The organism is Cupriavidus sp. 05N40, assembly GCF_056397305.1.
Genome location: NZ_JBFTND010000026.1, coordinates 1 through 12,609 on the forward strand (window position 1 = coordinate 1; position 12,609 = coordinate 12,609).

At 62.7% G+C, this 12,609-nt stretch carries 13 protein-coding genes; 4 read left to right on the forward strand and 9 right to left on the reverse strand.

The features are described 5' to 3' along the window. Positions 1–92: 92 nt before the first annotated feature. Positions 93–542, reverse strand: coding sequence for an organic hydroperoxide resistance protein (locus tag AC1DO7_RS08500; RefSeq protein ID WP_441622127.1), 450 nt, complete (start codon positions 540–542; stop codon positions 93–95). Positions 543–1,023: 481 nt separating this feature from the next. On the opposite strand from AC1DO7_RS08500, the gene AC1DO7_RS08505 reads away from it, so the two are divergent. Both AC1DO7_RS08505 and AC1DO7_RS08510 read left to right on the forward strand, forming a co-directional pair. Beyond that, positions 1,024–1,488 carry a RidA family protein gene (locus AC1DO7_RS08505; protein WP_441622129.1) on the forward strand — a complete coding sequence of 155 codons (465 nt, stop codon included), beginning with the start codon at positions 1,024–1,026 and terminating at the stop codon, positions 1,486–1,488. A gap of 445 nt (positions 1,489–1,933) precedes the next feature. Then, the gene (locus AC1DO7_RS08510; protein WP_441622131.1) at positions 1,934–2,395 is read left to right on the forward strand and encodes a DUF6130 family protein; all 462 of its coding nucleotides are present in this window, start codon (positions 1,934–1,936) and stop codon (positions 2,393–2,395) included. A 98-nt stretch (positions 2,396–2,493) separates the two neighbouring features. Here the strand turns inward: AC1DO7_RS08510 and AC1DO7_RS08515 are convergent, their stop codons facing one another. Together AC1DO7_RS08515 and AC1DO7_RS08520 are read right to left on the reverse strand one after the other, a co-directional pair. Then, entirely contained in the window at positions 2,494–3,123 is a 630-nt protein-coding gene (locus AC1DO7_RS08515) for a trimeric intracellular cation channel family protein (RefSeq protein ID WP_441643548.1), read from the reverse strand. Then, the gene (locus AC1DO7_RS08520; RefSeq protein ID WP_441622135.1) at positions 3,120–4,385 is read right to left on the reverse strand and encodes an amidohydrolase; all 1,266 of its coding nucleotides are present in this window, start codon (positions 4,383–4,385) and stop codon (positions 3,120–3,122) included. Before AC1DO7_RS08520 ends, AC1DO7_RS08515 begins: the two co-directional genes overlap by 4 nt. 665 nt (positions 4,386–5,050) lie before the next feature. Between AC1DO7_RS08520 and AC1DO7_RS08525 the strand changes: the two genes are divergently transcribed. Then, positions 5,051–5,278, forward strand: coding sequence for a hypothetical protein (locus AC1DO7_RS08525; RefSeq protein WP_441622136.1), 228 nt, complete (start codon positions 5,051–5,053; stop codon positions 5,276–5,278). A 64-nt stretch (positions 5,279–5,342) separates the two neighbouring features. Here the strand turns inward: AC1DO7_RS08525 and AC1DO7_RS08530 are convergent, their stop codons facing one another. Genes AC1DO7_RS08530 through AC1DO7_RS08545 form a run of 4 tightly spaced genes read right to left on the reverse strand, consistent with a single transcriptional unit; the run spans position 5,343 to position 9,471 of the window. After that, positions 5,343–6,335, reverse strand: a complete 993-nt coding sequence (locus AC1DO7_RS08530) for a Bug family tripartite tricarboxylate transporter substrate binding protein (RefSeq protein WP_441622137.1) — start codon at positions 6,333–6,335, stop codon at positions 5,343–5,345. 39 nt (positions 6,336–6,374) lie between these two features. After that, a complete protein-coding gene (locus AC1DO7_RS08535) occupies positions 6,375–7,361 on the reverse strand; it encodes a Bug family tripartite tricarboxylate transporter substrate binding protein (protein ID WP_477115995.1) in 987 nt (328 codons plus the stop codon). Between the two features lie 59 nt (positions 7,362–7,420). After that, positions 7,421–8,575, reverse strand: coding sequence for a mandelate racemase/muconate lactonizing enzyme family protein (locus AC1DO7_RS08540; RefSeq protein WP_441622140.1), 1,155 nt, complete (start codon positions 8,573–8,575; stop codon positions 7,421–7,423). 11 nt (positions 8,576–8,586) lie between these two features. Further along, positions 8,587–9,471, reverse strand: coding sequence for a TauD/TfdA dioxygenase family protein (locus tag AC1DO7_RS08545; protein WP_477115996.1), 885 nt, complete (start codon positions 9,469–9,471; stop codon positions 8,587–8,589). Positions 9,472–9,585: 114 nt separating this feature from the next. Between AC1DO7_RS08545 and AC1DO7_RS08550 the strand changes: the two genes are divergently transcribed. Continuing rightward, on the forward strand, positions 9,586–10,503 hold the full coding sequence (locus AC1DO7_RS08550) for a LysR family transcriptional regulator (protein WP_441622144.1): 918 nt from the start codon (positions 9,586–9,588) through the stop codon (positions 10,501–10,503). Positions 10,504–10,768: 265 nt separating this feature from the next. On the opposite strand, the gene AC1DO7_RS08555 is transcribed toward AC1DO7_RS08550, so the two are convergent. Continuing rightward, the gene (locus AC1DO7_RS08555; protein ID WP_441622146.1) at positions 10,769–12,076 is read right to left on the reverse strand and encodes a HipA domain-containing protein; all 1,308 of its coding nucleotides are present in this window, start codon (positions 12,074–12,076) and stop codon (positions 10,769–10,771) included. Beyond that, positions 12,069–12,389 (reverse strand): helix-turn-helix domain-containing protein, encoded by a 321-nt coding sequence (locus AC1DO7_RS08560; protein ID WP_441622148.1) that lies wholly within the window; start codon positions 12,387–12,389, stop codon positions 12,069–12,071. Before AC1DO7_RS08560 ends, AC1DO7_RS08555 begins: the two co-directional genes overlap by 8 nt. Positions 12,390–12,609 lie beyond the last annotated feature (220 nt).

Genomic DNA, 12,609 nt, shown 5'->3' on the forward strand with positions numbered 1-12,609 from the left:
CCCCTCGCAGCGTGTCGATGTCCGCACGCTCGCTGGATCAGATCATCGGGTGGATCGCAGGCCTGCCTGCCACGCGGGCAGGCCTTGCGCCGTCAGACCACGTCGATCACGACATTGATATTGCCGTGTGTGGCCTTCGAGTACGGGCAACGCTGATGCGCATCCTGCGCCAGCGAAAGCGCGGTCTCGCGGTCGAAGCCAGGCAGGCTGACAGTCAGGCGAGCCTGCAGGAAGTAGGCTTCCCCGGTCATGCCAAGATCGACCTCGGCGTCAACAGCCACATCGGCCGGTAGCGTGACTCCCCCGGCCTGGGCAGCCTTGCCGAGCGCACCGATGAAGCAGGCAGACCAGCCCGCTGCGAACAGTTGCTCGGGATTGGTTCCGCTACCTGCGCTGCCCGGGCGCGTGAGCTTGATATCCAGACGACCGTCATCGCTGCGGGCCGCGCCATCGCGTCCACCGGCGGTATGGGTCTTGCCGGTGTAGAGAACTTTCTCGATCTCGCTCGTGCCGGTGTAGACAGCTTTTTCGATCTTGCTCATCTTTGACTCCTTGTCAGTGATTTGAAATAACCGAATCGGACAATTGCCGAGCCGGAGGGCATACAGGGAGCATTTAAGAAGATCGATGTATCAGCGGTGTAGCGATACGCAGGCAGATTCTTGAGCGTGTGTATCCCGGCCGCGGTCTGATACAGAGGAATACAAAACGGAGGGGCGAGGTGGCGCTTTCCACACCGTTTCAAAAACTGACCGCCGGCTCCGTCGAGACAACCGTTGGCCACCAGGGTGACGCGCATCTCCGCGCATCTCGTCGCGGGCTTGGTATCGTGATGCATCCGACACGAGTCCGCACAGGATCCTTTTCATTTCCCAATAGCGTGAATGGCGCCATTCTGGCCGGATTACGCGCTGTCCACTTGTTCCCCCATGTAGCAAATCCTGTTCCGACCGATGCCTTTATCAGGTGAGGCCCACCGCCTAAAGTCATGCCATAAGCAACCGAACCCCATCAGGAGCCATCATGTCCGTTCAGGAACGCCTCGCAGCACATGGGCTGACACTGCCCAATCCGCCCCAGCCACTGGGCAGCTACACGGCTGTCAGCCAGGCAGGAGACCTACTCTTCATTTCCGGGCAGTTGCCGCTGGCTGATGGCAAGGTGGTCTGGCAGGGCCAAGTCGGCAAGGACCTGACCCTCGAGGAAGGCCAGCGCGCCGCGAAGCTTGCCGCGCTCAATGTGCTGGCCCAGATCCACGCGCATCTGGGCGGCTTCGAGCGGCTGGACCATATCGTCCGCCTCGAAGGTCACGTGACCAGCGCCGAGGGATGGCTGCAGCAGCCGGCGGTGCTGGATGGCGCGTCCGATTTTTTCGCCGACGTGCTCGGCGAAAAGGCCGGCCATGCGCGGGCCGCCTACTCCCACTTCCAGCAGCCCGGCAATGCGGCGGTGATTCTGGTGGTGATTGCCCAGATCCGGCCAGCCTGACCCCCCATGGTTGGAGATCGTGGCTTGCCGCCGTGCGCCACGCCGCTTCTGGCCGACTTCCTCGCCTTGAAGGCTTGGCCGTCGAGCCGGCTGGACACGCTGAGGTTTCCTCCTGTCCACATAAGAACTTCTTGGTTACCGTTCTTGGTTACCGTAATGCGGGCCATCTGGCCCGCTGGCCCATATGGAATTCGCTGGCGAGGGTCTGATCTAACAATCTGAACGCGAAGGTTCAGTGCTCTTGCCAGATTCTCCTCGTCCCGGTCCTGCCTGTCAGCCATCATGCGTAGTTGCTTGCGTCCCTTGAGGAAGGGGTGAATGGATCGACGTTGGCCGGGCGGCAAGGCCAGGCAGCCTTGATCTCGCGCGGAATGCCCCTGTCGCGCGGAATGCCCCTGACCGGCTCCCGCGCCAAGGCAACCCATCTGCGAAAAAGGACAACGTCATGCGCCCCACCTGGACATACCTTTCGGCCGCCATCATCGCGACAGCATGCTGCATCAGTGCATCGGCGCAAACGGCACAGGAAGCCATTCGCCCACCAGCCATTCTTCCGCTTAGCAACGAACCCGCACCCAAGCTGATACCGTACGCGCCACTTGCCGAACCGCTCGCACGCGGCGTGGTCATCGTCCAGTTCCGGACCGAGAACTTCCGTGTCATGCCGGTATTCGGCAAGCCCGCCGTCGACATCTCGCCCCGCGTCGGGCATCTGCACGTGACGGTAGACGACGCTCATGGCACGTGGGCGCATACGAGCGAGGACCCGATCATCGTCGTCGGGCTCTCGCCGGGGCCGCACAAGCTTCGCCTCGAACTGGCCGACCCGACCCACAAGATCCTGGCTGCCGAAGTCGTCGCCGTCACGGTGCCAGATCTGAAAGCCTCGTCTGCGCACCAGCATTGACGCGTTTTGTAAAGCGAACGCCTCCAGGGCGGGACACTCACCGGGGCGGGCGCGCGTGCATCGACCGGACGCGCAGCGGACGATGCACCGTCATGCACCTATTGCGCTACGTTGCCTCGGCGGACCACAGGCAGACTCCAAGAATAGCGCAATGCGAGAAGGCGGATCGCAAAGCATATCGACGCAGCGAACCAAGGGGTGACTGCCACCCTCCACTCCATGACTTGTCCCAGAACCTGGATGGATGCGCCGATCAGGGCCGCGAGCGCATAGATCTCCTTATGCAGGATGATCGGCACGCGATTGAGGACCACATCCCGTGCTAATCCACCGCCGACAGCAGTCACCATGCCGAGAATGATGGCAACTTCGATGTTGTGGCCAAACTGCAGCGCCTTGTGTGCACCAATGACCGCGAAGAAACCCAGGCCCAGCGAGTCAAAGAAGACGATTGGATGCTTAAGGTGGTCAATGATGGGACGCGCCCAGATCGCCATGATCGAGGCTAATCCCGAGGTGGCAAGGTAACGCCAATCCGAGATGCCGGCCGGTGGCAAAGAACCAAGGCACAGGTCTCGAACGACGCCACCGCCACAAGCTGTCAGATAGCTGATGGCTACAATGCCAAACAGGTCGAGACGCCTTTGCTCGGCTGCGAGTGCGCCGCTGACTGCGAATGCGAAGGTGCCGAACAGGTCAACCGAGACAAAAAGACCGTGTTCCATCATGCCCCTTGAGATGCGCAAAGCCAGGCAGAGGCCGCCGTAAGCAACGCCTGCATGCCCGTCTCCAGCGTAGGATGAATGACCGGTGCAAACTTGGGGGAATGATTGCTCGGTATCTTGTTGATCTGCTTGGCCGCCTTGGCTTGCGCATAAACGTCCGGGTCGGTCCCGCCGACAAACCAGAACACGTATGGCACGTTCCAGGTGCGACCAAAGACGCTGAAGTCTTCACTGGCCGATGCCGGTGATGCTTCGTAGGCATTGTCGCCAAACTGAGCCTTGAAAAGGTCAGCGACGCTACCCGTGGCGGCAACATCGTTTTCGGTAAGCGGATACGAACTGAGCGTGGTGAACTCGGGGGCCCGCTCGGCATTCGACGCATCGCACTCGGCACAGCAAATCCGCCTGATAGACGCCAGCATGTACTCGCGCACGTCTTCATCGAACGTGCGCATATTGAGCTTTATCGTGGCTTCGTCTGGAATGATGTTTTCCTTGGTCCCCGCTTGCAGCGCCCCAATGGTCAGCACCGCATTTTCCATGGGCGAGATCTCACGCGAGACGATGGTCTGCAGGCGCAGCGTTGTGGAGGCGGCCATGATGACCGGGTCGATGGCAGTCTGAGGCTGAGAACCGTGGGAGCCGCGACCGAATAGCCTGATCTTCAGGCTATCGCCCGCCGACAGGATAATCCCGGGGCGGTAACTCACCGTGCCGCTCGCGCCCACCATGACATGCTGACCCAAAATGATGTCCGGCCTGGGCAAGCTTGCCTCCTGCCAGTCCTTGACCATGCTGCTGGCGCCGGCCGCCACCTCTTCCCCCGGCTGAAATACCACCATGACCGTACCCTTCCAGGCGTCCCGGTGCTCTGCAAGGATGCGGGAAGCGCCTAGCAGCCACGTCACGTGCATGTCATGCCCGCAGGAGTGGGCCACGTCGACCACCACGCCCTCGTCATCTGTGGCCTTGACTGTACTCGCATAAGGCAAGCCGGTATTTTCGGCCATGGGCAACGCATCCATGTCCGCGCGGAGCATCACCGTCGCGCCCGGCCCGTTGCGCAACACGCCGACGACACCGGTCATGCCCACCCCGCGCGCCACCTGGTAACCGAGTGCTTCGATATAGTCCGCCGCGACCTTGGCGGTGCGGACCTCTTGCATGGAAAGTTCCGGATGCTGATGGAGATCCTTGTAGATCGTCTCGAGTTCCGACCGCAACTTGTCACTGCTGCTTGCCAAGGCCTGGACGAGTGCGTTCATGGAGAATCTCCCGACGTAGTTCTTCAGTGTATGCGTGATCTCACCGCCATGAGTGCCGCTCCGAGATGTGCTCCGTCGGCTGATGAGAATGCTGCGATGCGGGCTATGTACCAGCCGCAATACATCCATGCCGTCGCCACTCACCGGTACCAGCCAGCGAAAGTCCACGGTGCACCAGTTCAAGGTTCGCGATGGACCATGTCGCGGACTGGACGCGACCCGCTCAAATGTGTTCAAGGTCCCGCCTGAGTTCGGAGACGCACGAGTTCTTGAATTACCTGGACGCCGATAGACAGGTTTCGATATTACGGAACGCCTTGCTACAAGATCGGTGACGAATTCGGAGAAGAATGCGCGGCAGAGTCCAGGATTTCAGCTCCCCTCATCCATTAGCTCATTCTTCAGGCTGGCGGCTGCCCTTGCAATACGAGAAGACGTGAGATCGGCGCTGCGGCGCACTAATCCATCTGGATAATGGTTCGGTACGTGCCTGAGAGTATGATTTTCTCAGGGGACTGATTCATCGCGATTCACGCAGCGACGGGGGTGAAGGGGGAAGGCTACAACCGATACATCAGACTTCACGGCGTCAAGACACGTGCGCGCGGTACGGATATCACGGTGTCTTGGCAGAGTAAGCAGGGGTTCCCGTTCGAGGAGGCACAATGCATTGGATTGCGACTTTCAATGCCGGTCATGACCTTGCGAAGGGCACCCCTTCCATACCCCGGAATAGATCGGAAGCCGATCCCGAACCCCGCCGGACATTCATCCTGTTCCGGATCGTGGTAAACGGGCGCGGCACCTATTACGGTTTTTTCCAGCACGCCTGCGATGCCATTGCGGATGCGCTGGACCACGGCGCGTTCAGCGTCGCGGTGATCAGGGCCTAGCTGTCCCGGCTGTCAGGACGTACGCCCGCGCCGCCGCTCCGGATAAACGACACAGCGAAGCGACTCAGCGCTCCGCGCGCACGCCGGTGACCTGGGCGACTTGCCGCCAACGTGCGGCATCCTCCGCGATGAACTCGGCGAACTTCGCGCTGGTCATCGGTGTCACGATGCTGCCCTCGCGCGCGAGCCGCTCGCGCACCGCGGGAAGCTGCATGATCTTGAGCAAGGCATCGTTCAGCTTGGCAACGATGGCGCCAGGCGTGCCGGCTGGCGCCATCACGCCGGACCAGAAGCTGACCACGAAGTCCTGCTGCCCTTCCTGGATCATGGTCGGGACCTTTGACAGCGCCGGTAGCGGCTCCTGCGTAGTCACGGCAAGCGCCCTCACCTTGCCGCTTCTGATGTAGGGCAGCACCGGCAGCACGTTGCTGAACATGACCTGCACCTGGCCTGCCATCAGGTCGGCCATGGCCGGCCCGCCACCCTGGTACGGCACGTGTGTCCAGTCGAGCCCCGCTTTCTTCTTGAGCAGTTCAGTCGCCAGTTGCTGCGGCGAGCCCACTCCCGTCGACGCGTAGTTGACCGCCCCGGGATGCGCCTTCGAATAGGCCAGCAACTCGGCGATCGTCTTCGGTGCAAAGCTGGCATTCGATACCAGCACGAACGGTGAATCCGACAGCAGCGTCACCGGCACGAAATCGCGAGTCGGGTTGAAGCGCGTCCTGGCATCGACCGCCGGCGAGATCGTGACGTTGGCCGTGGCCAGCAGCAGGGTATAGCCGTCGGGCGCGGCGCGCGCGGCAAACTCGGTGCCGATCGCGCCGGACGCGCCGCCGCGATTGACCACCACGACCGGCTGTCCCAGTGCCTTCTGCAGTTCGGCCCCGACCACGCGGGCCAGGATGTCCGTGCCGCCGCCCGGCGGATAAGCCACCACCAGCTGGATGGGCTTGCTCGGGTAGCCGGCATCGGCCTGCGCCGGCACCGGTTGCGCCAGCAGCGGCACAGTGGCGAACGACGTAACCAATGCCGCCACCCACGATATTGCATGCTTCATGGTTGTCTCCATCCCGTTACCCGGGCTGTGCGCCCGACGCTATTCCGCCCGTACACCGCACTGCTGGACAATCTGCGCCCATTTGCGCACCTCTTCGCGGTGGAAGGCGGCGAACTGCTCCGGCGTATCGCCTTCGGGATCTACATATAGTGCCTTGATCTTCGTGCGCACGTCCGGCGCGGCAAGAACTTGCACAATGCCCGCATTGAGCACGCCCACAAGCTCTGCCGGGAGCTTCGCCGGAGCAAATACCCCGAACCATCCAATCTGTTGCAGCTCGGGCATGCCCTGTTCGCCAAAGGTAGGGACATCGGGCAGCAGCGGCGAGCGCTGCGGGGAATTCACCGCCAGGGCCCGGACCCGCCCTTCCTTGATGAACGGCACCACGGCCCCGCTGGTCACCACCATGGCGCTGATCTGGCCGCCGATCAGGTCGGTCAGTGCAGGGTTGCTGCCGCGATATGGCACATGGCGCATGTCCACGCCGGCCAGCTGCGCCATGCGGTGCCCCAGCAGGTGCTGCGGCAGCCCGATGCCGGGCGAGCCATRGGTGATGGAACCCGGCCTGGCTTTGGCAGCGGCCAGCAGTTCCTTCAGCGACCGGATCGGCGAGCTGGCCGACACCACCAACACTTCGGGCGCGGTCGCCACCAGGCTGATCGGCGTGAAGTCCTTGACGGGATCGTAGGGGCTGGGGTGATGCATGGCCGGCACGATGGCGTGCGTGGCTGCGTGGCCGAGGATCAGCGTGTAGCCGTCGGGCGCCGCGGACTGGACGTAGCGGGTGCCGATCAGACCGGAGGCGCCGGCGCGGTTCTCCACCACCACCGGCTGCTTCCAGAGCGCCGTCAGGCGTTCGGCCAGCAGACGCGCCAGGAAATCCGTGCCGCCGGATGGCGGGCCGGCCACCACCAGCTTGACGGGGCGCTCGGGGAAGGTGCCGGCGATGGCCGGCGCTGCGCCCGCCGCGAGTATCAGGGCGCTCAGGCCGCATGCTGCCGCGCGACGGCATTGGCTCAGAATCATGGTTGTCTCCTGACGCTTGGCGCGTGCCGTCTGTGCGGCACTACGCCAGTTGCGTTGCACTAACGGTAGCGGCGCGCAGCCCGAAACGGCTTGCTGTCCCGCGTATGGACGGCCAGCACGTGGCGATCCACCTCCGGCCAGTAGCCCGCGGGAATGCGGATGGCGCCGTGCTGGAACACCAGCGGATTAGCGAACAGACGCTCGCGCACCTTGAGGAAGCCGTTCATTTCTCCGGCGTTGTCGATGGTGCGCGCCGCGACACAGGCCTCCATCCAGCAGCCGATCTCGATCGACACGCCATCGCCCATCACCGGTGTCATGCCAAGCTCGCGGATGCGGTTCAGCGCATCGCGCAGCATCCCGGCGCTACCCACTTTCTTGAGCTTGAGTTTGACGAAGCCGACGTTGGCGATGGTGGCCGCGCGCTCGATGTGCTCAGGCCCGTAGATCGACTCGTCGAGCATCAACGGCACCGTCGATACCGCAGCCACCGCGGCGTTGTCATCCCAATCCTCCGCGCCACATGGCTGCTCCAGCAACTCGATGCCACCGGGATGCAGCCGTTGCGCAAAGGCGATGCCATGCGCGCGGCTGAAGCCGCGATTGGCATCAAGGCGAAGCGTGGCGCGGTCGCCCACGGCGTCCTGGATGATCTGCAGGCGATCGAGGTCGTCTTGCCAGGCATATCCCACCTTGACCTTCAGCGTGCGAAACCCTTGTTCGACCAGGCTGTCGACCTCTTCCCGGATCTGCGCGGCATCGTGCGCCTGGCACGGCGCCAGCAGCGGCACGGTGACATCGTGCGCGGGCCGCAGCATGGGCTCGCCGCCGAGCATGTCGAGGGCTGCCAGGATGGCGCTGACCACGCCGGGGTTGGGGAGCAGCCAGGCCATGGAAAGAGCTGCGGCGGAAGTGAAGCCCAGCCCCACTATCCGCTCGGCCAGCGTGCTGGCGACCTGCCAGGCGACTTCCATCGATTCATGGGTGTAGCCCGGGATGATCAGCGCCTCGCCCCAGCCGCTGCGCCCTTCGCTGTCGCGGATCTCGATGACGATGGGGTCGAACAGCGTCAGGTCGCCGGAGGACAGACGGTAAGGCGTCTTCAACGGAAACTCGAGATGGCGCACGATGACCTCGTCGATCGTGGCCGAAGAAACCGGTGCGTCGTCGAGGCCCTGCGCGGTACGCTCCGGGGCGCCGGGGATAGCGTTCATGGCTGCTCCCCTCATACCACGGCTTCGCCGGTGATTTGAGTACGGTRCATCAGGCGGCGCGTGCTCGGGTCGAAGCTGTCGCGCCGGTGCATGGTGCAGCGGTTGTCCCACAGGATGACGTCGCCCAGCTGCCACTGCTGGACCCACACGAACTCCGGCCTGGTCGCATGCGCCCATAGCGCATCGAGCAAGGCTTCGCTTTCCTCGAGCGGCACGCCCGGCAGGCAGGCATTGCGGCGGCGGCCCAGGAACAGGCAGCGCTTGCCAGTGACCGGATGGGTCCGCACCACCGGATGCACGGCGCCGATGGTATGGCGCGGATCGGTGGTGTCGGCAAAGCCCCGGCGCAGTTCGCCGGCACTGTTGCGGCTGGCGTCGTGCACGCACTGGAGCTGGCCGGCACGCGCCTTCAGCTCGGCCGGCAGCGTATCGTAGGCCATGTACATGTTGGCGAAATGGGTGTCGCCTCCGCTGGGCGGGATCTCCACCGCATACAGGGCGCTCCCTTTTGGAGGGGTCGGATTGTAGGTCATGTCCGAATGCCACACGGCCTCGTATGAGCCCAGGCCGCCCACCGGCTTGCCATCCACCAGGACATTGGAAATCACGGTGATCTCGGGATGCTGCCAGTCGAAGTCCTTGCCCATTTTCTGGCTGGCTACCGGCGCACGATCCAGTTCGCCGAACAGGCGCGAGAAATCGGCCAGTTGCTGCAACGACAGCTCGCCATTGCCACGGAAACGCAGCACCAGGTGGTCGGCCCAGGCTTGGCGCACCTCGTCGATCTGTTCAGGGGAAAGCCCGGCGCGGAGATCGACGCCGATGATGTCGGCGCCCAACGCCTTCCCGGACGGCATGACTTCGATGGTGCTGAGGGCGAGTGCTGCGTTGTTCATCGCGGTGTCCTTTGAGGGGAGGAATGACTCCACAGTAGGGCCCGCGCATTTATCCGTCCAATTTCATTATGTGATAGATTTATCCAACGGAGCTATATATCGATGACATCCCGCGTGACACTGCGACAGCTCGAAGCATTCCTGGCGGTCGGGCATACCCTGAGCTTCAGCGAGGCGGCCCGCCAGGTGCACTTGTCGCAACCGGCACTGAGCGCGACTGTGCGCAAGCTCGAAGAAAAGGTTAGCGCGCAGCTTTTCGACCGTACCACCCGCCACGTGGCCCTGACCCCCGTGGGCACCGAACTGCTCGGCGCCGTGGAAGGCCTGTTCGAGAATTTTGACAGCGCGTTCGCCGGCATCCGCGATTTCGTCGAGGGCAAGCGCGGCCGGCTCGCCATTGCCGCCTCGCCGTCGCTGGCGGCGGCGTTCCTGCCGGAAGTCATCGTCGCCTTCGAAGCCGTGCACCCGGCCGTGGTCGTGCAGGTGCACGACGTGCTGTCCGACGTGGCGCTGGAGATGGTGCGGCAAGGGGTGGTCGATCTTGCGCTGGCGCCCGCGACTGGCAGCGAGCATGACCTGACCCAGCGCGAGTTGTTCCAGGACAGCCTGGTGCTCCTGTGCCATGACCAGCACCCGCTCGCGCGCTCGCGCACGGTCACCTGGCAGCAGCTGCAGCCGCATCGGCTGGTGTCGCTGACGGGCACCAGCAGCGTGCGCCACCTGATGGAGGCGACCTACCTGCAACAGGGGCATCCGCTGAAGCCAGCGTTTGAGGTCGAGCACGCCAGCACGGTTATCGGCTTCGTGGCGAACGGACTGGCTGTGGGAATCCTGCCGCTGTCGCTGCTGCCGCTGGTCCGGGTCGGTCAAGTGACCATTCGGCGCGTGGTCAAACCCGAGATCCAGCGGACCATTTCCGCGCTCACGCTGAAGGGACGAACACCCTCGCCCGCGGCGACTGGCTTCCTTGAACTCTGCGCCGAGTTTGCACAGCGGCACGCTAGTGCAAATCGCGGCAGGAATACCCGTTGAGCAGAGCGCGTGGAATGGAGCCCTCTTTCGAAGCGCGCCGGCGGCGTAGTCGACCTTATAGCAGTCGATGCCGGGTAGGCGGGCCTGCGTCCGTCTTCCCGAGTGCAGCGCGGTCGAAATGACCAGGCAACCCTCTCGGGTCTTATCGGGCAGGACGCTCCACGGAGGATGACGGGACCCGATAGGCTGCGCAGGAACGCGACAACGTTTCGCATCTCCTTCTGCGTCAAGCGGGTGGGGGAAGTGGCCTCCGGAATTGCGAGGATCAAGCAAGTTGCCGAGTCATGTCGGCAATGATGTTGTGCTGGATTGCCCGCAGGCACCGCATTTCGCCGCCGAAGGTTGCCGCGAGATCCGGCCGCTGCTTCAACAGTTCAGCGTTCTCGTCTTCAGCGCGGGCATGGAGCGCCGCCGCTGCCGGCATGATTGACCGAAGCTGGACGTCGAGCCGGCGCTCAGCCGTCCGGGCCGTCAAACCGAGTTCCCTGCCAGCTTCGATCATCACGGTGCGGTCGATGTCGCGAAAAAACTCCCTCCCCTGAATCGGCCAAGCAAGCCTGACATCGGGCCAGAGTTGCTTGTCGAAAGCGCGCGTGGAATAGACCGTTTCACTCAACAAATCGTAGAACGGAGCTAGCGCGATACCATTGGCCGACACGAGAAAACTCAGGTTCTTCAAGTGGGCATCGGCATTTCCGACTAACAGGTTGAACACGAGCCAGTCAAAGAGCCGGGGCCTTTCGAGCGCTGGGGATCGGCACATGTTTGCCAGGCGTGACAGCGACTCAATGCTCCCTTGATCATACTTGAACGTACGCGAGAGATTGAGCATCTGGCAGGCATCAATGCTATGCAGCCGCCCCCAGTTCCCTTCTTTCTCCTGTCGATCAAACCGGCGAATGAGATAGACAGGCGAAGGGACATACCGCCGGCTCACCGTGGGCACCGCCAGCCCGAGCTGAGCGGCGAGTGACATCACGAACCATTCGTTGATGACAGAATGCGGGTAGTCGTCAGCATCCTGATGGTCCGGCTTGAGAATGTGGGTTGAGGGTGCATTACCGCCCGGTTCAAGCAGCGCTGCGTCGCGCACGACGATGGCAAGCTTGTGCTGAGCGCCGGCCAGCGACATCTTCTTCAGGGCATCGTGAGTGAGGGGAACCCGTGGCAACGCACGAATGCGTCCTTCCAGCACATCATCCGGTAACGCACGAAGCTCGGGTTCCGCTGGATCCTTTCCTTGCCCCAAAAGCGTCAGCGAACCTGCGGACTCGGAACCGTAATACGCCAATAGCGCGAAGGCATCAGCTTCATTCTTGATCCCCGCATCGCGTGCCATCAGCGAGCGCTGAGCCTCCTCCGGCAACAGGTTGTCGAAGAACCACTGTATCGCCCGGTTCGTTCCGCCGTCGATTTGACGATGCGTCTGCAATGGTAGCGCGGGACTCAGTTGGAAGGCTTCCGCATTGGAGAGCCAGGCCTCGTCATATTGAAACGACCAGATGTCCTGACTCCCATCGAGTCTTCCCACCTTCTGGCCGTTGATGCTTGCGAGAAGGCTGCGCTCAGCCATGGCTGCCCTCATCTGCGCGGGCCGCCCTCAATCGACTCGCACGGCTCTGCCTGTTCGCAAGCTTGACGCGCTCAACCTGCACGGCTTCTGACGTCACGTTGGGGAGATCAAGTTGCATGTGAATCCCCAACCCCTCAAGCACCTGGAACAACTTGCCCCATTGGATGCCCTCCGCGCCGTTCTCGACGCGCACCATGAACGTCTCGCTCACGCCGATACTGCCCGCGGCGTCGTCCTGGCGTATGCCGCCAGATTTCCGCGCCGCACGGACCAGCGCACCAATGTCGGAGGCACTTTGCACTCTCACTTGCATGAAAATCTCCGCAGTTTAAAAGATTTTACACCAGCGACCTGATGCCAGCCAAAAATCTTCTAAAACGCACAGATAATTCGAGAGCCCGCCACCTGCACGCTAAAATCTATAGAATTACATAGATTTTGTGACACAAGCGGCCAGGGCGCCCGGCTTCTGCAAGTGATCCTAGTAATACATGTGTTTGCGTCCCCTAGCTGTCCGGTGAGTCAGCAGCACA

Excerpts from the sequence above, each read along its gene's own strand:
- AC1DO7_RS08500 (WP_441622127.1), bottom strand. The coding sequence starts at position 542 with ATGAGCAAGATCGAAAAAGCTGTCTACACCGGCACGAGCGAGATCGAG.
- AC1DO7_RS08505 (WP_441622129.1), top strand. The coding sequence starts at position 1,024 with ATGTCCGTTCAGGAACGCCTCGCAGCACATGGGCTGACACTGCCCAAT.
- AC1DO7_RS08510 (WP_441622131.1), top strand. The coding sequence starts at position 1,934 with ATGCGCCCCACCTGGACATACCTTTCGGCCGCCATCATCGCGACAGCA.
- AC1DO7_RS08515 (WP_441643548.1), bottom strand. The coding sequence starts at position 3,123 with ATGATGGAACACGGTCTTTTTGTCTCGGTTGACCTGTTCGGCACCTTC.
- AC1DO7_RS08520 (WP_441622135.1), bottom strand. The coding sequence starts at position 4,385 with ATGAACGCACTCGTCCAGGCCTTGGCAAGCAGCAGTGACAAGTTGCGG.
- AC1DO7_RS08525 (WP_441622136.1), top strand. The coding sequence starts at position 5,051 with ATGCATTGGATTGCGACTTTCAATGCCGGTCATGACCTTGCGAAGGGC.
- AC1DO7_RS08530 (WP_441622137.1), bottom strand. The coding sequence starts at position 6,335 with ATGAAGCATGCAATATCGTGGGTGGCGGCATTGGTTACGTCGTTCGCC.
- AC1DO7_RS08540 (WP_441622140.1), bottom strand. The coding sequence starts at position 8,575 with ATGAACGCTATCCCCGGCGCCCCGGAGCGTACCGCGCAGGGCCTCGAC.
- AC1DO7_RS08555 (WP_441622146.1), bottom strand. The coding sequence starts at position 12,076 with ATGGCTGAGCGCAGCCTTCTCGCAAGCATCAACGGCCAGAAGGTGGGA.
- AC1DO7_RS08560 (WP_441622148.1), bottom strand. The coding sequence starts at position 12,389 with ATGCAAGTGAGAGTGCAAAGTGCCTCCGACATTGGTGCGCTGGTCCGT.